This window comes from Robinsoniella sp. KNHs210, from assembly GCF_000686105.1.
In the GTDB taxonomy this organism is placed as follows: Bacteria; Bacillota; Clostridia; order Lachnospirales; family Lachnospiraceae; genus Robinsoniella; species Robinsoniella peoriensis.
Genome location: NZ_JMLZ01000001.1, coordinates 465,135 through 485,589, shown reverse-complemented (window position 1 = coordinate 485,589; position 20,455 = coordinate 465,135). Strand labels below are relative to the sequence as shown.

Below are 20,455 nucleotides of genomic sequence, written 5' to 3'. Positions count from 1 at the left end.
TTCATAAAATTTGAGTGAAAAAAGACTGTAAATACTGATCTTAAATGATAATAGCCGGGCTGGAGTCTCTCATAATGAGCTTCAGCCCTTGGTTTATTTAAATACCTGATAGCATTGTAGATGGTGGATAAGCTTTGAATCCATGGTATAGTATAAAGCAGCATTCATCTGACAAAAACAATACATACACTGGTTGGCTTGTACTTAATGAAACCAGAGAAGTAATTGCCGATTATTTGGGAGTTGCAAGGCCAGCGCTCTCAAGGGAACTTGGTCGTATGCAGTTTCAAGTCCGTATCAAGATACAGCCGCAAAACCTCTAAAAACTTTTGTGATGGTTTAGAAAATAACTGATATTTCTTCCAGATAATGCTCAGTTCATTTTCCAGCTTGGGTGCAAGCGGGCGAAAGCAGAGATTGCTGTCTCCGGAGGTATTGATGATATGAGCCAAGCCAATAACATACCCTAGACCTTCTTCGACCAGCAAAGAAGCATTAAACATAAGGTTATAAGTTGCAGTGATGTTTAATTCGGATACTTCCCGATTTAGCCACCGGATAACATCTCCGCCTCTATTTTCCTGCTGGGATAGGATTAGAGGTTTGTTCCACAAATCCTCTGGCGTAATCAATTCTTTTTCTGCTAGAGGAGAATCCTTACGCATTAATACCCCCCACATGTCTGTATCTGACATTTTTAATACGTTGTATTTTGTTAAATCCACTGTTCCAAATACAACGCCAAAGTCAATTAGTCCTTTATCTAGTTGTTCCATGACAAAAGTGGCATTTCCACTGGAAATATGGTAATGGATTCCGGGATGAGACTCCTGAAGAGTCTTAGCGGCTTTGGCAATCAGACGCACGGCATCTGTTTCTCCCATCCCGATATAAACATCACCTAAGATAATATTGTCGGAAAGCGTGATTTCAGACTCTGTTTTCTTTACCAGTTCCAGTATCTCTTCTGCGCGTTTCCGCAAGATCATGCCTTCTTCCGTCAGTGTAACCTTCCGTGACCCCTTTGTCCCCCGTATCAGAAGCTGCTTGCCCAATTCCTCTTCCATATTTTTAATTTGTGTGGAAAGGGTGGGCTGGGAAAGATGCAGAGATTCTGCAGCCCGTACAATGCTCTGCTCTCTTGCTATTGCCAGAAAATATTGAAGTACTCTTAATTCCATTAGTAAATCTCCTTTGCAATAAGATTTACTAATACTTTAACATGAAAATGTATAGGTTTCAACTATGATAATGAATATGATATAAGTATTGGCTATTATTATTCGTTCGGACTATACTGTAATTGAAAACAGAAGTCGTTTTAAGTGCAAATAAGGAGGAGGAAAACGAAAAAATTCAAGAACCTGACCTTTGACGCAGAACGGTCAGGTAAAAATAAAATACCGGATACCTGGTTCAGTAACGATAAAGGAGAGTAAGATATTGACAATTAAGAAAAAAATCAGGATATCCAATATTATGATGGTCCTGATTCCCATTTTATTTACGGCAATCGTGATAAATGTTTGCCTGCACACGTCATTGGGAAGTTACTGGTATACTCTGGAAGCCATGTACAGCGATGAAAACAGTATTCAGTTTGCTCAGAGCATGATCTATACCTACCAGCAGGAGTTGTGGGAGAATAATTGGGGGCAGGGGAAATACCCGGATGCGATATCTGAAATTAACCGCAGTGACGAGATGAACCATCTGGAAGATAAGCTGTCAGGGATGGGATACCAGTTCATGATCACAAAAAATGAAAAATTGATCTATACCAATCTTACGGAAGAAGATATGCAGGCGGCCCGGTCGGTAGCCGGGGATGCGATTGATACGGCAAAGACTCTTACCGCCAGCAGGCATGAGGTTTCTGTTATCAAGAATACTTTTTATCATGGTGAGAAAGTATTCTGTATTACGGCTGTTCACCGTCAGCAGACAGATCAGGGGGTTGTGAATTATCTGAAGAATTATATCCTGAAATACTTGATTGGAATACTTGCATTCTTTGTAGCACTGACTGTATTTGTGAATGGAATAACCTCTTGGTGGATATCAAGAAGCATCTTAAAACCGCTGCATCAGTTGAGTCTGGGTACAAAAGAAATCCGGGAAGGGAATCTGGATACCAGGATGGAATATCAGAAGAAAGATGAGTTTGGGGAAGTATGCAGGGACTTTGACGAGATGCGTGCTTATCTGAAAGAGTCTGTTGACCAGCGCCTGAGAGATGAAAAACGCAGACGTTCTCTCATCACCGGTATTTCCCACGACCTAAGGACGCCACTTACATCCATCAGCGGCTATCTTGACGGGCTGATGGATGGGATTGCAGATACCCGGGAAAAAAGAAGCCGTTATCTGCAGGCGATTAAGACCCGGACGGGGAATCTCGTAAGCCTTGTGGACAGTCTCTCGGAGTACAGCAGGCTGGACAATGGGTTCCGGTACCGGATGGAGAAAGCAGATTTTAAGGATTTTGTGGATCAGTACCTGGGAACCTATCGGTCTGACGCAGAACAGAACCATGTGGAAATAACTTTCTTATATGGAAAAGAGACCTATCCGGTACAGATTGACAGGGAGGAATTCAAACGGGTGTTTGACAATCTGTTTGCAAACACGGTCAAATACCGCACGTTAGAAAAATCAAACATTCAGATATCACTAAAACGCACGATGGAAGGCACGGATATCGAACTGGTATTTCAAGATGACGGACCGGGAGTGCCATGTGAGAGCCTGGAACAGATATTTGACAGTTTTTACCGGGTGGATGATGCAAGAACCCAGTCTGAAAAAGGAAGCGGCATTGGGCTGGCCGTGGTGAAAGAAATCATTCTTGGACACGGCGGTAAAGTCCGGGCGGAGAACAGGGAAGGGCTGGCTATGATCATCCATCTGCCAATAACCAGGGAGGATATAACATAGATGGAAAAAATATTGATTGTGGAAGACGATGAACTGATTGCGGAGCTGGAGCGGGATTATCTGGAAGCCAATGGGTTCGGGACTGAAATTGCTTATGATGGGCTGGAAGGAGAAAGAAAGGCAAAAACAGGAGGCTATGATGCTATTTTACTGGATGTGATGCTTCCGGGAAAAACAGGTTTTGATGTATGCCGGGAATTGAGGCGGTTTTTACATCTGCCGATTATTATGGTGACGGCAAAGAAAGAAGATATCGACAAAATCCGGGGACTTGGTCTGGGTGCAGACGATTATCTGGTGAAACCCTTCAGTCCGGCAGAACTGGTAGCCAGAGTGAAGTCCCATATCCATATCCACAGTCTGCTGCTGGAATCGCAGGATGAAAATGCAGAGACTGATATCACTTATCAGAATCTTACCATTCTTCCAAAATCCAGAATGGTGTATCTGGACAAGAAAGAGGTTATCCTGGTAAACAAAGAGTTTGAACTTCTGCTTTTTCTGGCAGAGAATCCGAATATCGTCTTTTCTAAAGACACACTTTTTGACCGCATATGGGGAATGGATTCCATAGGCGATATGGCGACAGTAACGGTACATATCAACCGCTTGCGGGATAAGCTTGGAAAAAATTCAGAAAAAGCACAGTTTATCGAGACTGTCTGGGGAGCAGGATACCGTTTCAGAATTAGTTGATGTATAGAAAAAAAAGAAAAAAGAGTATTGACCTTGAGTTAGGTTCAGGGTTTATAGTCATTACAGAATCGATTCTACAGACAGGAGGAATGAAATATGACCATTAAAGAGGCATCCGAAAAAACTGGCATATCCGTTGATAATCTCCGTTATTACGAAAGGATAGGACTTATTCCGGAAGTACCGCGCAGTGCTTCCAAAATTAGAAATTATGATGATGTCACGTTAAGCTGGATAGATTTTGTAATGCGCTTTAAACGTGGTGGCATGGCACTGGAATCCATTCGTGAGTATGTACAGCTTGCGATGGAAGGGGAAGAAACAAAACCCGCCAGAAAAGAAATTTTATTGGAAACAAAAGAACAGCTGGAAATTAAATTAGTGGAAATCCAGGAAAGCCTTGATGTAATCAGTTACAAGCTGGACACTTATGACCAGAAATGCGGTCCCGTCACGATAGATATGGTAAATGACTGGAAGAAGAAAAAAGAACAGGAATCATAAATTTGGAGGTAAACCATGAAAAAAGATATTGGAAAATCATTAGCATTATATCCGACACCCTTAGTAGTTGTAGGGGCTGTTGTGGAAGGAAAACCAAACTGGCTTTTAGTCGGACATTTGGGAATTATGGGCCATGACCACATTATGGTGAGTCTGGCAAACGCACATTACACGAATAAGGGCATCAAAGAAACAAAAAAGCTTTCCGTAGCAATTGTGGACGAAGCAATGCTTACAAAAGCAGATTATGTGGGCTGTGTCAGCGGCGCGAAGGAAGATAAATCTGGAATATTTGCTTATCATATGAGCGATTCTGGGGTACCAATCATGGATGAGGCACCTGTGGTTATGGAGTGCAGCGTTGAGGATATCTATCAAACACAAGGATTTGAAAGCTTTATCTGCACCATCGACCATGTTTATGCAGAGGAACAGGTAATCAATGGACAGGGAAAACTGGATTATCATACTTTAAAACCCGTACTGTTTGAAATGCCAACCTATGAGTACCTCCGGACCGGAGATATCATTGGGAAATGTATGAAGATTGGTAAAGAGGAAGCATAACAGGCAGTTTGCTGATAATCGAGAAACAAACAGTATTTGCAGCATCGTGCATTTAGATTTCCTATTTGCAGCATATCAGATGCAGAGAAAACTGTTACATATAAAATAGAAATTAGAAGATAAAAAGGAGAATTTAAACATGTTAGGAAATTTTGCGTTTACAAACCCAACGAAACTTTATTTTGGAGAAGATTCCTTAAGCTATCTGAATGAGGAACTGCCAAAATACGGAAAGAATATACAGCTTGTATATGGCGGCGGCTCCATTAAAAAGACAGGCATTTACGATAAGGTCACAGCAATCTTAAAAGCCAATGGAAAAGCAATCTTCGAGGATGGCGGCGTTATGCCAAATCCAACGGTTGAAAAGCTCTATGAGGGTGTTCAGATTGCAAGGGAGAATAAGGTGGACTTTATTTTGGCGGTGGGCGGCGGTTCCTGCTGCGATTATGCAAAAGCAGTCTCTATATCTGTCAATTGCAAGGAGGATCCGTGGGAAAAGTATTATCTGAAATTCGAGGACGTGGATGCAGACACAAAGATTATCCCGGTAGGATGTGTGCTGACTATGGTTGGGACCGGGTCTGAGATGAATGGCGGCGCAGTGATAACAAACCATGAGAGTAAGCTGAAAATCGGACATATCTTCGGAGAACGGGTATTCCCGAAATTTGCCGTTTTAAATCCGACCTTTACCTATTCCCTGCCGAAGTACCAGATGGTATCCGGATTTTATGATATCCTGAATCATATCTGCGAACAGTATTTTTCAGGAGAGGATGATAATACATCTGATTATCTGATGGAGGGACTGATGAGGTCACTGATCCACAGCTCCAGAATTGCAATAAAGGAGCCGGAAAACTATGAGGCAAGAAGCAATATCATGTGGACGGCCACATGGGCACTGAATACCCTGGTAGCTATGGGAAAAACCACAGACTGGATGGTGCATATGCTTGGCCAGGCAGTGGGTGCTCATACAGATGCAACACACGGTATGACACTTTCTGCTGTCTCGCTGCCCTATTACCGACATATCATGCCATACGGGCTTTTGAAGTTTAAAAGATTTGCAGAGAATGTCTGGAATATTAATCCGACAGGAAAGAGTGATAAGGAAGTTGCAAAAGCTGGTTTAGATGCGATGGAAGCCTGGATGAAAGAGATTGGTGTAGTGATGAACATCAAGGAACTGGGTGTGACAGAGGAGATGCTGGATGACCTTTTTAAGAGTACCCTTGTTATGGAAGGTGGTTATAAAGTGCTGACACCTGAAGAAATTAAGGTGATTTTTAAAGAAAGTCTGTAATATGGATATATAAAAGGCCTGTTTCCAGTCTATCATACCATTCGCTACATCTAAAGGTAGTGGTATGGGCTGAGAATTTTTATAATGTTATATATTTTCAGGGATGCACCAATCTTAAGCGGATTTGGTACATCCTTGTTTTAATTATAATTCAAACACTTTCTGTATTACTCAAAGAACTCTCATTACTATTTTGCATTATTTAAAGCTATAGAAATGCATTAAGGATACGTATTTGTTATAAATCGTAGCACATGCTAATATGGAAGTAAAGATGGAAAGTATTTCGCCGCAGAAAGCAGAACAACGCAGGAAAAAGGAGAATAAAGGATATGAGAGTAGCGGTAGTAGATGATTCAATAGAGGATGCGGATCGTATTGTATCATATTTAGAGCAGTTTGAACGAGAAAACAGCCAAAGTTTTCAGACAAAAGTCTTTTATGCCAGCTTTGACTTTTTAGAAGAATATTGTGGGGATTACGATGTTATTTTTTTGGATATCGAAATGCCCGGGAGTAATGGCTTAGAGGTGGCGCGGGAAATAAGAGGGAGAGACCAGGCAGTCGGTATCATCTTTATTACCAGTCTGGCCCAGTATGCCATTGAGGGGTATGAGGTCCAGGCAATTGATTTCATGGTAAAACCAGTCGGATACTACAATTTTTCGATGAAACTGGAAAAAGCATTCCGTTTTATAGAAATTCATAAAGAGCAGGATATTTTAATCAGCAATAAAGATGGCATTGTCCGAATAACAGCTTCTGATATCTTTTACATAGAGAAAGACCGTGATTATCTTTTGTTTTATACAAGGCAGGGATGTTCCAAGAGCAGAGGGAGTATGAAGGAAATCAAGGATAAACTGAAATCCCTTCCTTTTGCCGAGTGCAGCTCCGGCTGTTTAATCAATCTGAATTATGTAAGGAGGGTAGAGAAAGAAAGTGTGGTATTGACTACAGATCAGAAGCTTCCGCTTTCCAGAAGGTTAAAAAAACTGTTTGCACAAGATTATATTAGATTCATGGGAGGCTTGTAAGATGATATATAACTTTTTTGAAAATCTTTGTATTCAATTTCCATTTCAGCTGCTTATTTCAGAAGGGATCTTTTTACTTGATGTACCTAGAAGAAAGCGCTTTGTACCGAGGCTGGTCATTTGCCTGGCTCTGCAAATCATTTTGGGCATTCTGTGGGAATCTGCACTAACATACTTATTACCTCAATCCTTATTCCAATACGTCCTGTTGTATTTTGGCTACGCGCTTTTAACGATGATACCCATTCTGGGCAGTTTCGATATCGGAATTCAGGAGCTGATTTTTATTCTGGCAGGTGGATATGCGACAGAACATATGACTTTTGCACTCAGCAGGATTGTTCTGCACCTGATACGTGTAAGATATCAATTATATGGCAGCCTGCTTCACCTGTTGGTCACACGATACCTTATTTATGTGTTTGGGGCAGCGGCGGTATACCTTTTAATCATCCGAACAAAGAAAAAAGAGAATAAACTGAGGGACAGTGATTTTAGGATTGCAGTGCTTGGTTTTATCATCATGGTCTTTGCCATTGGATTCAGTGTTTACTGGTCCTATCCCAAGGAATATATCGGCACCCGGATTGGGGACATCATCTGTCCTGCATACAGCTTTTTATGCTGCGTGCTTGTACTTTTGATGGAGTATTACGTGCTCCGGGAAAACAGCTTGAAACATGAACAGGAAATGATGGAGCAGCTTCTCCAAATATCAACTGCACAGCAGAAAAGCTCAAAAGAAGCCATCGATATCATCAATATGAAGTGCCATGACCTGAAACACCAGATGAAAGCATTGGCGAAGATAGAAGATGACAGTTCCAGAACAGAGTATTTACAGGAGATTCGGGATGCGGTATCCATTTATGACGCTACCTACCATACCGGGTGCAGCGCGCTGGATTATGTGCTCCGGGAAAAAACACTGATATTCAATGAACGACAGATTGAGTTCAGCTGTATGGTGGAAGGTAAAATGATCTCATACATGACCTCTGCCGATGTGTATGCTCTCTTGGGAAACGCATTAGACAATGCACTGGAACGTGTGATGAAGGAAAAGAGAGGGGAACGTATCATCAGCTTTCAGATCAAACACCATAATGATATGATGCTGATTCATCTGGAAAACAGATGCAGCAGCTCGATTTCCTTTGAAAACGGTATGCCTGTCACAGAAAAAAAAGATAAGACGCGACACGGTTTTGGTGTAAAAAGCATGACTTATATTGTGGATAAATATCATGGTGATATTGTAATGTCTGTGCGGGACGGTAAGTTCAATCTGGATATCTTACTTCCGTCATTGGCAGAAGAATAGACCAGTTTACCGATTATCGTAAAAAAACGACCAGTTTTCGCATTTACATTTACATAGACTTTTCCCTGCTATAATAAACACAGTTAAAGAAATCAACTATAATTTTTAAAGCAAGGGAGGAAGAAACATGCTTCAATTTTTAATTGACTGGCTGACCCCTATTTTTAACAGCATGGGTGTCAGTGAAACGGATGTACAGCGGTATGTACATACTTTAGGCGGTTATATTTATATGATTGCAGGGTTGCTGGTTGCAGCAGTTGTTATTATGATAGCAGCCCACTGGGTGGTAAAAAAAGGAACCAGACATGTTGTCCGCTGGGCCGCCGGTATTTCATGGATACTCATTGTGACAGTTCTGGCCAATATGATTTCCTTTGGCCCCATGTACAATAACTTAGCGCCGATTCTGAATGGCAAAGGTTCTGTTTCTGAGGAAACCATAGAATCATCCAGGGAGATTATCAAAGAAACCGGTGAGGAAGGACTGACACTGGTAAAAAATGAGGGAACCTTACCTCTGGAAGCCAATACCAATGTGAATGTATTTGGGTGGGCATCCACCAATCCGATTTATGGCGGTACAGGGGCAGGGGCGGCTGATAATTCCGGAAGTGTGGATATCCTTACTTCGCTGACGGATGCCGGGTTTCAAGTAAATCAGGAACTTGCAGATATGTATAAGGAATACAGTCCCACCAGAAGTGCCGGCAGCGTCTTTTATACTGACTGGTCTCTGCCGGAACCAACGCAAGAGTATTACACAGATGATCTGATGAAGGAAGCAAAAGAATTTTCTGACACGTCCATCATCGTTCTGTCAAGGTCAGGCGGAGAGGGGCAGGATGTTCCCCTTGATATGAAAGCAGTCATTGACGGAACCTACGATCCCCGTGACGAGGTGGCTAATGGAAATGACCTTTATAACTATTTTGCCTGCAAATACGATAATAACGGTGATTATGATGACTTTGATGAAGGAGAAAGCTATCTGGAGCTTTCCAATACAGAAGAGGCTATGATTCAGAAAGTATGCTCTGAATTTGACAATGTCATTGTAGTCATCAATGCAAATAATACAATGGAGCTTGGATGGGTAGACGAATACGAAAGTATTGGCTCTGTGATTCTGGCACCGGGCACCGGAGCAACCGGTATGGCTGCCTTAGGAGAAATCTTAAACGGTTCTGTGAACCCATCAGGTAAAACCGTGGACACATATGTATATGACTTGAAAAGTACCCCTACATACAACAACTATGGGAATTTCCCATTCAGCAATGTGGAGGATTTAAAAGAAGAACTCACAAAAGCAGACGAGGCATATGAGGGAGGGCTTCCCTTTGTAAACTATGTGGAGAATATCTATGTGGGATACAAATTCTATGAGACGGCTGCACAGGAAAATTTAATTAACTATGACGAAATAGTGCAGTACCCATTTGGATATGGATTGAGCTATACCACATTCACTCAGGAGCTTCAAAATCTGAAAGATAATGGGGATACTGTTTCTGTAGATGTGACGGTTACAAATACGGGAAACACAGCAGGAAAAGATGTAGTTGAGCTTTACTATACCCCTCCATATACCAATGGCGGAATTGAAAAAGCATCTGTGAACTTAATCGATTTTGGTAAAACAGCAGTGCTGGAGCCGGGAGCATCAGAAGTAGTTTCCTTTGAGATCATGAAGGAAGATATGGCTGCTTATGACTCCAGAGGCATCAAGGTAGAAAATGGCGGTTACATCCTGGAAGCCGGAGATTATAACCTTTCTGTCAGATCCGATTCCCATACGGTATTGGATGAGGAGACTTTCCATGTGGATGCAGATATCAATTATGCTGCAGATGGCCGTGTATCCGATGATACCACAGCAGTAAATCAATTCCAGGAGTATTCCGCAGGCAGAGTCACCTATCTGTCACGGGCAAATGGCTTTGCAAACTATGAGGCAGCCACAGCAGCGCCAGGCGAAGAGCTGTATGAGATGGATGAGGAAACAAAAGCGTTTGTAAGAGAGAAATCTGTTGCACATTATGATTCCACCAAATACGATAATCCGGAGGATAAGATGCCTGTAACAGAGGCAGACAATGGAGTAACCGTAGCGGATCTGACGGGAAAAGAATACGACGACCCATTGTGGGAGGAACTGCTGGATGAGCTGTCCGTGGAAGATATGATTAACATGGTCAATCTTGGAGGGTTCCAGACCGTTGCCGTGGATTCTATTGGAAAAGTCGGAACACTGGATTCCGATGGCACATCGGGTTTAAATGACTGGTATATCGGGGTATATGGTACTGCTTACCCGGTACAGCTTCTCATCGCACAGACATGGAATAAAGATCTTTCCAGCCGCATTGGTGAAGGCGTTGGCGCAGAATATGCTGACTGCCGAATTTTCGGGGCTTACGCGCCGGCCATGAACATCCACCGCTCTGCATTTACCGGACGAAACTTTGAATATTATTCCGAGGACAGCGTGCTGTCCGGTCATATGGCATCGGCCACGGTAAATGGAATGGCAACAAAAGGTGTCTATGCATATCTGAAGCATTTTGCACTGAATGAACAGGAGACAAACCGCTGCAGTCTGCTCCTGACCTATTCTGATGAACAGGCCATCCGGGAAATCTATCTGAAACCGTTTGAGATCTGTGTAAAGAACTTTGACGGAAAGTCACTGGCTGTGATGTCCTCCTTTACCTTTATCGGGGACAGATGGACTGGTGCCAATGCAAACCTCTTGAATAACGTACTTCGGGATGAATGGGGATTCCAGGGAATGGTATTATCTGACTGGAATGGTTCTTACGGATATCAGAATACGGATGACGCTGTCCGTAATGGAAACGATGCTATGCTTGGATTCTTTGCAGCAGAGTCCAACCAGATTACAAACACCTCACCCACAATGGTTCTGGCTATGCGGCAGGCGGCTAAAAACATTCTCTATACGGTTTCTAACAGCGGAAACTACACCATAGAGGATCCAAATGCAGACAAGATGCCGAATATGACAAAATTATTCATTGGAATTGATGCTGCCGTAGCAGTGGTATCACTTGGTATTATGGCACTTGTTCTTGTCAGGTACTTTAAAAAGAGAAAAAAAGTTACCATTGAAATAGTTCCAAAGACAGAAGAGTAACAGGCAGGATAACGGGGCTTCTCAGTAATGGGAAGCCCTTTCGTTCTCAACTGCCCTTTAGAAAAAGGAGAATGTAATGAAACATTTAGATATGATAGAAAAAATGACTCTTGAGGAGAAAGCAGCCTTCTTAAGCGGGAAAGGGGAATGGGATACCCGTGATATCCCCCGCCTTGGTATTCCTTCTGTGTTCTGTTCTGACGGACCTCATGGAATCCGCAAGCAGGCGGGAGCCGGTGACCATCTGGGGTTAAATGAGTCTCTGCCGGCCACCTGTTTTCCGACAGCAGCTACCATAGCAAACAGCTGGGATGTGAATCTGGGAAAAGAAATCGGAGAAGCACTGGGCAAAGAAGCCGCGGTACTGGATGTACAAGTGCTGCTGGGACCGGGACTTAATATCAAACGAAGTCCGTTTTGCGGCAGGAACTTTGAATATTTTTCGGAAGACCCTTATCTGTCCGGGAAAATGGCAGCTTCTTATATCCGGGGAATACAGAGCCAGGGAGTGTATGCCTGCCCGAAGCATTTTGCAGTGAACAGCCAGGAGCTCCGCAGGATGGCGATGAATGCAGTGCTGGATGAGCGGGCGCTTCGGGAAATCTATCTGACCGGATTTGAGATAGCTGTAAAAGAGGGTGGCGCGAAGGCTATAATGTCCAGCTATAACCAGGTGAATGGAATATATGCCAATGAAAACCAGCATCTTCTTTTAGACATTCTGCGAAAAGAGTGGGGGTTTGATGGGATTGTTATTACAGACTGGGGCGGTTCTAACGACCATGTGAAAGGCGTAAAAGCAGGTTCAACTCTGGAAATGCCTGCACCGGGACTGGACTCGGCAAGACAGATTCTATCTGCCATCGAAGATGGGGAGCTTACAATGGAAGAACTGGATGACTGTGTAGACGATCTGCTGGATGCCGTGTTCACAGTAAGTGAAATCCACAGAGTAAAGAAAGCGCACTTTGACGAGGCAGCACATCACAAGCTTGCCAAAAAAGCGGCGGCTGAAAGTGCGGTGCTTCTAAAAAATGCCGATCACATACTTCCGCTGAACGCAGGCTGTAAAGTTGCAGTAATCGGGGATTTTGCGGCAGAACCGAGATATCAGGGCGCAGGCTCATCTATGGTGAAACCCACAAAAATAGAGACCATAGAGAACTCCATTACAGAGTATGACTTGCAGGTGGCTGGAGTGTCAAGGGGCTATAGACGTACCGGTGAGGCGGACGAAGTTTTGAAGAAGGAAGCATTGAATCTTGTTTCCACGGCAGATGTTATACTGTACTTTTTTGGACTGGATGAACTCAGTGAGTCGGAAGGGCTGGACCGTACACATATGCGGATCCCGCAGAACCAGATTGAACTTTTGCAGTCCATTCTGCAGGTAAATGAGAATATCGTTGGAATTATGAGCGCTGGGGCCTCTGTGGAAATGCCGTGGCAGAAGAACTGCAAAGCGATTCTGCATGGATACCTTTCTGGACAGGCGGGAGCCAGCGCCATGCTGGATATCCTGACCGGAAAAACAAACCCATCCGGAAGGCTTGCGGAGACTTATCCTATCCGGTATGAGGATACACCGGCACTAAGGCATTTTCCAAGCACAGAGAGAAATGCAGAGTACCGGGAGAGTATCTATGTGGGGTACCGCTATTATGATACCAGCAAAGTCCGGATACAGTATCCATTCGGGTTCGGCCTGTCCTATACCGAATTTACCTATTCGGATATGAAAACTGACAGCCAGGGGGTTACCTTGAATGTGACAAACAGCGGAAACATGGATGGCGCAGAAGTGGTGCAGCTGTATGTGGGACTTCCAAATGCCATTGTGTTCCGCCCGGAAAAAGAATTGAAAGGATTTATAAAAGTATTTTTGAAAACAGGGGAAAGCCGTAAAGTGCATATTCCATTCGACGATAAAACCTTCCGTTACTGGAACATAAAAACGAACTGCTGGGAAGAAGAAATGGGAACCTACCGCATTATGGTCGGTGCAAGTGTAAATGATATCCGGCTGGAGGCAGAATGGGAAGTGGAAGGCACCACTTCTGAATATCCATATCATCCGGCAATGCTTCCCTACTATTATACAGGGATTGTACAGCAGATATCTGACCTGGAATTTGAGACACTTCTGGGGTATCCGATTCCGGAAGGAAAATGGACGGGGGAACTTACATCGAATGATGCCATTTGTCAAATGTATTATGCAAAGAGCGGACTTGCCAGATTCATTTATAACCGTCTGACCAGCATAAAAAAGAAAAGTGAGGAAAGGGGAAAACCGGATTTGAATATCCTCTTTATTTATAACATGCCGTTTCGGGCATTGGCAAAAATGACGGCAGGGGCAGTCAGCATGGATATGGTAGATGGCATTGTAGCAGTTGTGAACGGTCAGTTCTTTAGGGGAATGAAAAAGATAATAGGTGGATTCTTTGGCAATGCCAGGGCAAATAAGGCATATGAAAGAAGATTATCAGGAAAGAAGGGGAAAACAAGATGAGTCAGATAAAAGGAAAATGGATTACGAGATGGAACGGCTTTGAAGAAAAGCACCCGAAACTTTCCAAGTGGGTATATCAGATTTTTTATTTTTTTGTATTCAGCATGATGGTAACGGTATTTCAGTACCTGGTCTTTACCTTTCTGCCGGGATTTCTGGGAATGGGGCTTGCCGGAACCAGGTTTATGTGGCCGCAAAAAGAGCTGCATCTCTTCGGTGTTGACTTCACATGGAGCCTTCTTGGCTACAATGTTCTCTATGATGCCGGAGGCGCTGTGATGATAGGTGGAGGGCTTGGATACTTTATCAGTTATGAAGTTGGGTCTTTTCTTGCCCAGTGTATCAATTTCCCACTGCAGAGGAACATCACTTTTAAAAGCCACGGTAATCCCTGGTATCAGGCTGTATGGTATTTCCTTGCCTGGGTCGTGATTTCCCTGATCTGCAATGGATTCAATAACTTATGGATGCCGATTGCCTCCGTTTATGTGGCCCCGGCAGTCTATAACCTGCTGGTGACATTTATCACCGGTGGCGTATCTATGATTATTTTCTTTTTTGTATTCAAGATTATCTTTCCGGAAGGTGAAGCGCAAAAGAACTAAAAATTGATGTTGTCTAAAAAGTCATAAATGGAACCGTAGTAAACATGCTGAGACAATAGGGCTTCTGTCATTAAAAAAATGATGCATCTGGAATTATTGGTTCAATACGAAAGAATCCGTTTAGAAATTGTTTATCTTTTTGTTAGATGCATGTTATCCGTGGGAGTTACAGTAGTAGCAGATGAAGAAAGGAAATAAATGAGATGAAGAAAAAAATATACATGGCTTTCATGATGTCATTGATTCTCGGTACAGTCGTCGGCTGTGGAGAGAATACAAAAACACCTGAAAATACAGTACAGACGGAAACAGCAAAAGGAGAAGATATGGTTATGGAAAAGGTAGAACCGGGAACAGAAATCACAGAGCTGGAAGAAGGGCTGTCATTAGTCCGCTATGAAGGAGACTATGGCTTCGGCAGTTTTCTGGAGCAGGGCGGCGCTGTCTCCGATGAAGGGGTGGTGGAGTATTTGAGCAGCCAGCTCACATCAAGCATACCAGAACTGCTATTTGGCGGGAACCCATTCGGGTGCAGCACACTTTCAGTGAAGAATACCGATGGCGGTTACCTGTTCGGCAGAAACTTTGACTGGGATGCCTGTAACGCTTTGATTATCAGTTCAAAACCGGACAATGGTTACGCATCCGTTTCAACTGTCAACATGGATTTTATTCAGGCTGGCGGGCTTGATATTTCTAAACTGCCTGACATGGCACAGGCTATAATCGGATTGTATGCGCCGCTGGATGGTATGAATGAAGAAGGATTCGCGGTATCTGTCAACATGATTGAGGATTCAGACACCATTGAACAGAATACAGATAAGCCGGACATTACAACCACGACAGCCATCCGCCTGCTTCTGGATCAGGCCGCAAATGTGGAGGAAGCACTGAATCTGCTTTCCCGGTACGACTTCCATGCTTCTATGGGAATGATGATCCATCTGGCACTTTCTGATGCAGAAGGAAACAGTGTCGTGGTGGAATATGTAAACAATCAGATGATTGTAACAGAGACCCCGGTTGTCACCAATTTTTACCTGTCGGCAGGAGAGAAATACGGGATAGGAACTTCCCAGTCCCATACGAGATATGATATTTTGAACGAGACACTGGAAAAGCAGGAAAGCATGACGGAAACGGATGTGAGAAATGCACTGGACAGCGTGAGTAAAGACAATTTCGGAGAGTTTGAATCTACGGAATGGAGCATCGTCATGAATCAGGAGACAAAGGAACTGACTTACTATCACAGGGAAAATTATAAGCAGGGATATACCATATCGGTTGAATAGAAAAGGAGGAGAACGATGAATTATTTTAAGACGCTGGTGGATCTATACCGTTTGAAAAAACAGGCAAAGCTTACCGCACAACAGATGCGCACCCTGCAGAATAAAAAGTTAAGAAACATGCTGCATTACGCATGGAAACATTCTGCCTACTACAGAAGAACCTTTACGGCGGCAGGCATCACAGAGGAACAATTGGATGAACTCCCGCTATCCTGCTTCCCTACCATCGATAAGAAAGAATTTTTAGAGCATTTTGACGAGCTGATTGTTCCAATAGATCTGCGCCAGAAAGAACTCCGTGAATTTGATGCGGCAGATTCATCCGACCGAAAGCCATACAAAGGGAAATACCATGTGGTACATTCCTCCGGGAGTACCGGAAAACCGGGATATTTTGTATATGATGAAGCGGCATGGAATCATATGCTGCTTGGCATGATCCGGGCAGCGCTCTGGAACATGACCATGCCCCAGATACTGTCCCTGCTGGCAAAACGTCCCAGAATTGTATATATTGCAGCAACGGATGGACGATACGGGGGCGCAATGGCAGTCGGTGACGGAATTGACGGAGTGGGTGCGAGCCGGATGTATCTGGATATCAAGACACCGCTTGACGAGTGGATACGGCAGATCAAAGAATTCAAACCCAATATTATCATTGGATATCCATCCGCCATCAAGATATTGGCGGAACTTGTAGAAAAAGGCAGGGTAGAAGTAAATGCAGTACGGGTGATTTCCTGCGGGGAGCCTCTTGGGGCAAGCCTTCGGAACTACCTGGAAAGAAGTTTTCAGACAAAGGTGGTCAATTTCTATGGAGCCAGTGAATCACTGACTATAGGCGTGGAGTTGAACCCGGAGGAAGGTATGATACTCTTTGATGATATGAACTTTATTGAAGTGGAGAGCGGAGTGATGTATCTGACATGTCTGTATAACTTTGCACAGCCTCTGATCCGTTACCGTATTTCTGACAGTCTTGTTCTGAAAGCGGCAGAGGTCAACAGTCCCTATCCATTTACCAGGGCGGTCGGTCTTCTGGGCAGAAACGAAGATATCCTCTGGTTTGAAGACGGATCCGGAAACGAAGAGTTCCTGCATCCTCTTGCCATTGAGGGCTTTTGTATCGAAGGGCTTATGGATTACCAGTTCCGGCAGGTCGGAAAGGATGCATTTGAAATGTACGCAGAAACTTCTGCATCTGCCTCCAGAGAAAAAATAAAAGCAGAAATGCTGTATCAGATGAAAAAGATCCTTGCCGGCAAGAAGCTGGATTATGTACAGTTTTATGTGATTTTTACAAATGAAATCCTTCCGGATCCAAGGACAGGCAAAAAATCATTGATACTTCAGAAAGGGGCAGAAGGCCAGTATGAAAAAAGTGTTATTGCAGGGTAGACAGGTGAGCAAAGTCTTTGTGCAGGGCCAGGTTAAGAATAAGATACTGGACCTGGTGGATGTAGATATCTATGAACAGGACTTTACCATTATCATGGGCTCCTCCGGTGCCGGAAAATCCACACTTTTATATGCCTTAAGCGGAATGGATGCTATTTCAGATGGGACGGTGGAATACAAAGGAATACAGATCAGCCGCTTAAAGGAAAAGCAGATGGCGAAGCTTCGGGCGGAGGAATTTGGATTTGTATTCCAGCAGACACATCTGGTAAGCAATCTTACACTTTTTGAAAATGTGGCGGTCGCAGGCTTCGTAAGTAAAAAAGGCAGTACGGGGGAAATCCGGAAACGTGCCAGGACGCTGCTGACCCAGATGGGTGTAGAAAAAGCAGAGAACCGTCTTCCCTCCCAGGTGTCAGGCGGCGAGGCACAGCGTGCCGCCATTGCGAGAGCCATGATTGGAAATCCCGGACTCCTGTTTGCGGATGAACCTACCGGGGCTCTGAACAAATCCCATACCGATGAGGTCTTAAACCTTTTGACCTCCTTAAACAATTGCGGACAGAGTATCCTGATGGTAACCCACGACCTTAGGGCAGCTCTAAGAGGGAACCGGATTTTATATCTGGAGGACGGAAAAGTCCTGGATGAGCTGACCATGACAAAATATCAGATGGCTGAGGAAAGGCAGAGGGAAAACAAATTAAAAGAATGGCTTTCCGAATTACAGTGGTAGGAGGATACAACATGGAAAATACAATCATATGCAGAGCCGGAATCCGAAGGCATAAAGCAAGCCTTTTCGGAATCGCAGTCCTTTTGTTTTTCGTTTCCCTGTCCCTGACCACAGTACTCACGGTGTACCTTGGCGGCGGCAGGCATATACAGCAGGAGATGCAGCGGGCTGGGTTTGGAAACCTTACCGCCTGGGTATCGGGTGTGCCGGATCTTGCGGCACTGACCAACAGCATAGGGACACAGGAGGGGATTGAAAGGACAGAAGTACAGGACCTTATCTTTTCCGGTTACGAAGCAAATGGCGTGAAGTCAGACAGCGAAGGACAGCTAATCCCCTGGAATTCGGGAACAGAAACTTATCATTTCTTCCGTGACGGGCTGAACGATTACAGGGACGCTCCAAAGGAAATCGTTCCGGGAACAATCTATGTATCTCCTTCCATGGTCTCCGTCATGGACCTTAAAATTGGTGACACCATCACATTTCCTGTGGCTAGAAGCGGAATCACCAAAAGCTTTACGGTTTCCGGATATTATGAGGATCCGTTCATGGGCAGCTCCATGATTGGAATGAAAGGCTTCCTGGTATCAGAATCGGATTACGCGGAGATTCAGAAGATGATTGAAGAGACTGGGATGGACAGTCTGGCCAGGAACGGTGCGATGATCCATATCTTTACGAATAATAAACAGTTCAGTGTAAACGAAATCAACCAGAGACTCAATGAAAACACCCCCATTTCCCAATACACAGAGTTTATACACAGTGCAGAGGCAATCCGGAGCTTTATGGGTATCCTGCAGAATGCCTTCTGTGGGCTGCTGGCGGCATTTGCCCTGGTTCTTCTAACGGCAGCCATGGTGGTTCTGGGGCACAGCATTTCCGGTGTGATCGAACAGGAATATAAAAATCTGGGGATATTAAAAACCATCGGGCTTACCGCAAACCGGCTGGTCCGGCTGCAGCTTGTGCAGTATGCCACAGCCATGTGCATCGGGATCCTGCCAGGAATACTGGCGGCATTTCCTGCAGTCAGCATGGCAGGAAAGATTACGCTGACGGCCACAGGAGTCCTTCTGCCCCAGAATATACCGATTCTGCCTTCTCTTATAGTTTTTGCAGTGATTTTTCTCCTGTTGGTGGGATTCGCAGTTTTTAACTTAAGGAAAATCATGTTTGTCACACCCATGAGGGCGATCCGGGGTGAAACAGCAGAACGAAAATGGAAACCGCTAAAAACAGTCCAGATGAAAAAAGAAGGGCTTCCTCTAAGGCTTGCAATGCGCCAGCTTCAGACTGGAAAAAAGCAGTACATAAGCGCCTGCCTGATTGCGGTTTTGCTGGTTTTCTTTGCCGCACTGACAGGAAGGACAAATGCATGGCTTGGACCAGAGGGCAAAGGAATGATGGATGCATTTAATCCGGCGGATCTGGATATCGGCGTGCAGGCGCTGGGAGAGCTTGAACCGGAGGTGATGGAGGACATGGTCCGCTCTTACACCGACATCACCGATAGCTACCAACTTGCCATGCCAAGTATATCCGTAAATGGGACCAATTTTACGGCAAACGTAATCACAGAGCCGGAACGGTTCCATATCAGCCAGGGTGAGACCAGCCTGAGAGAAGATGAGGTGGTACTGACAGAAACCGCCGCCTCCGACCTGGGGGTATCCATTGGAGATACGGTGGCGATCCGTGGGGACATGGGGAGCGGTACCTTTACGGTTTCCGGAATCTACCACTGTGCAAATGACATGGGGGCCAATATCGGGATGAGCCGGGAAGGATATCTCACTATCGGGCAGGATGCCCCCCAATTATGGTGCCACCATTATTTCCTCTCAGACGAGTCACAGAGGACAGCGATAACAGAGGAGCTTCAGGCAGCTTTTGGAGGTGACGTACTTGTGCATGAGAATTCCTGGCCGGGGTTGTTCGGAATCATTTCGGCTATGCATGGGCTTCTGGCATTTATGTACGGGATGATCGCATTATTTGTATTGATTGTGACAATCATGACCGGAAGCAAGATTCTTACAGCGGAGCAGAAGGACATGGGGATTTATAAAGCCATTGGATGTTCCACCAGAATGCTGCGCCTGTCATTTTCGCTGCGGTTTGGCATCGCAGCAGTGACGGGCGCGGCAGTGGGGACTGTACTGGCATCCATTTTTACAGACCCGTTGGTTTCCGCAGTCATGCGGCTTGCGGGAATCAGCAACTTTGCATCTCATCCGGATATTCTCACTATGGTTCTGCCAGGTTTCATCGTTATCCTGTTGTTTTTGGGATTTTCTTATCTGGCAGCCGGCCGTATAAAGAAGTCAGATATGACAGTGTTGACGGCTGAATAGTCG

15 protein-coding genes are annotated in these 20,455 nt (G+C 44.4%); 14 read left to right on the top strand and 1 reads right to left on the bottom strand.

The window, feature by feature from the left end; genetic code table 11:
• Positions 1–260: 260 nt before the first annotated feature.
• Positions 261–1,181, bottom strand: a complete 921-nt coding sequence (locus CD03_RS0101920; protein WP_027292186.1) for a LysR family transcriptional regulator — start codon at positions 1,179–1,181, stop codon at positions 261–263.
• Positions 1,182–1,443: 262 nt separating this feature from the next.
• Between CD03_RS0101920 and CD03_RS0101915 the strand changes: the two genes are divergently transcribed.
• From CD03_RS0101915 to CD03_RS0101845, 14 genes are all read left to right on the top strand, one after another.
• Complete coding sequence (locus CD03_RS0101915) at positions 1,444–2,937, top strand: HAMP domain-containing sensor histidine kinase (protein ID WP_027292185.1); 1,494 nt, start codon at positions 1,444–1,446, stop codon at positions 2,935–2,937.
• A complete protein-coding gene (locus tag CD03_RS0101910) occupies positions 2,938–3,633 on the top strand; it encodes a response regulator transcription factor (RefSeq protein ID WP_027292184.1) in 696 nt (231 codons plus the stop codon). It abuts the gene before it with no gap.
• A 96-nt stretch (positions 3,634–3,729) separates the two neighbouring features.
• Positions 3,730–4,137, top strand: a complete 408-nt coding sequence (locus CD03_RS0101900) for a MerR family transcriptional regulator (protein WP_027292183.1) — start codon at positions 3,730–3,732, stop codon at positions 4,135–4,137.
• Positions 4,138–4,152: 15 nt separating this feature from the next.
• A complete protein-coding gene (locus CD03_RS0101895; protein ID WP_027292182.1) occupies positions 4,153–4,704 on the top strand; it encodes a flavin reductase family protein in 552 nt (183 codons plus the stop codon).
• Between the two features lie 139 nt (positions 4,705–4,843).
• Positions 4,844–6,016, top strand: coding sequence for an iron-containing alcohol dehydrogenase (locus CD03_RS0101890; RefSeq protein WP_027292181.1), 1,173 nt, complete (start codon positions 4,844–4,846; stop codon positions 6,014–6,016).
• Between the two features lie 332 nt (positions 6,017–6,348).
• Positions 6,349–7,053: a LytR/AlgR family response regulator transcription factor gene (locus CD03_RS0101885; protein ID WP_044288849.1), complete on the top strand. Its 705-nt coding sequence runs from the start codon at positions 6,349–6,351 to the stop codon at positions 7,051–7,053.
• A 1-nt stretch (position 7,054) separates the two neighbouring features.
• Positions 7,055–8,377: an ATP-binding protein gene (locus CD03_RS35635; protein WP_052377618.1), complete on the top strand. Its 1,323-nt coding sequence runs from the start codon at positions 7,055–7,057 to the stop codon at positions 8,375–8,377.
• Between the two features lie 127 nt (positions 8,378–8,504).
• Complete coding sequence (locus CD03_RS32025) at positions 8,505–11,537, top strand: glycoside hydrolase family 3 N-terminal domain-containing protein (protein WP_044288847.1); 3,033 nt, start codon at positions 8,505–8,507, stop codon at positions 11,535–11,537.
• 76 nt (positions 11,538–11,613) lie between these two features.
• Entirely contained in the window at positions 11,614–14,052 is a 2,439-nt protein-coding gene (locus CD03_RS0101870) for a glycoside hydrolase family 3 C-terminal domain-containing protein (protein ID WP_027292179.1), read from the top strand.
• Positions 14,049–14,657, top strand: a complete 609-nt coding sequence (locus CD03_RS0101865) for a hypothetical protein (protein ID WP_027292178.1) — start codon at positions 14,049–14,051, stop codon at positions 14,655–14,657. Before CD03_RS0101870 ends, CD03_RS0101865 begins: the two co-directional genes overlap by 4 nt.
• Before the next feature lie 203 nt (positions 14,658–14,860).
• Complete coding sequence (locus CD03_RS0101860) at positions 14,861–15,955, top strand: linear amide C-N hydrolase (protein ID WP_027292177.1); 1,095 nt, start codon at positions 14,861–14,863, stop codon at positions 15,953–15,955.
• Positions 15,956–15,970: 15 nt separating this feature from the next.
• Positions 15,971–17,356: a phenylacetate--CoA ligase family protein gene (locus CD03_RS0101855; RefSeq protein WP_027292176.1), complete on the top strand. Its 1,386-nt coding sequence runs from the start codon at positions 15,971–15,973 to the stop codon at positions 17,354–17,356.
• Complete coding sequence (locus CD03_RS0101850; protein ID WP_027292175.1) at positions 17,331–18,092, top strand: ABC transporter ATP-binding protein; 762 nt, start codon at positions 17,331–17,333, stop codon at positions 18,090–18,092. Before CD03_RS0101855 ends, CD03_RS0101850 begins: the two co-directional genes overlap by 26 nt.
• A gap of 11 nt (positions 18,093–18,103) precedes the next feature.
• Complete coding sequence (locus tag CD03_RS0101845) at positions 18,104–20,452, top strand: ABC transporter permease (RefSeq protein WP_027292174.1); 2,349 nt, start codon at positions 18,104–18,106, stop codon at positions 20,450–20,452.
• The last annotated feature ends 3 nt before the right edge of the window (positions 20,453–20,455 follow it).

Bases quoted from the DNA above. Each gene is read 5' to 3' on its own strand.
- CD03_RS0101870 (WP_027292179.1), top strand. From the start codon at position 11,614: ATGAAACATTTAGATATGATAGAAAAAATGACTCTTGAGGAGAAAGCA.
- CD03_RS0101845 (WP_027292174.1), top strand. From the start codon at position 18,104: ATGGAAAATACAATCATATGCAGAGCCGGAATCCGAAGGCATAAAGCA.
- CD03_RS0101855 (WP_027292176.1), top strand. From the start codon at position 15,971: ATGAATTATTTTAAGACGCTGGTGGATCTATACCGTTTGAAAAAACAG.
- CD03_RS0101865 (WP_027292178.1), top strand. From the start codon at position 14,049: ATGAGTCAGATAAAAGGAAAATGGATTACGAGATGGAACGGCTTTGAA.
- CD03_RS0101890 (WP_027292181.1), top strand. From the start codon at position 4,844: ATGTTAGGAAATTTTGCGTTTACAAACCCAACGAAACTTTATTTTGGA.
- CD03_RS0101920 (WP_027292186.1), bottom strand. From the start codon at position 1,181: ATGGAATTAAGAGTACTTCAATATTTTCTGGCAATAGCAAGAGAGCAG.
- CD03_RS0101850 (WP_027292175.1), top strand. From the start codon at position 17,331: ATGAAAAAAGTGTTATTGCAGGGTAGACAGGTGAGCAAAGTCTTTGTG.
- CD03_RS35635 (WP_052377618.1), top strand. From the start codon at position 7,055: ATGATATATAACTTTTTTGAAAATCTTTGTATTCAATTTCCATTTCAG.
- CD03_RS0101860 (WP_027292177.1), top strand. From the start codon at position 14,861: ATGAAGAAAAAAATATACATGGCTTTCATGATGTCATTGATTCTCGGT.
- CD03_RS0101895 (WP_027292182.1), top strand. From the start codon at position 4,153: ATGAAAAAAGATATTGGAAAATCATTAGCATTATATCCGACACCCTTA.
- CD03_RS32025 (WP_044288847.1), top strand. From the start codon at position 8,505: ATGCTTCAATTTTTAATTGACTGGCTGACCCCTATTTTTAACAGCATG.
- CD03_RS0101885 (WP_044288849.1), top strand. From the start codon at position 6,349: ATGAGAGTAGCGGTAGTAGATGATTCAATAGAGGATGCGGATCGTATT.
- CD03_RS0101900 (WP_027292183.1), top strand. From the start codon at position 3,730: ATGACCATTAAAGAGGCATCCGAAAAAACTGGCATATCCGTTGATAAT.
- CD03_RS0101910 (WP_027292184.1), top strand. From the start codon at position 2,938: ATGGAAAAAATATTGATTGTGGAAGACGATGAACTGATTGCGGAGCTG.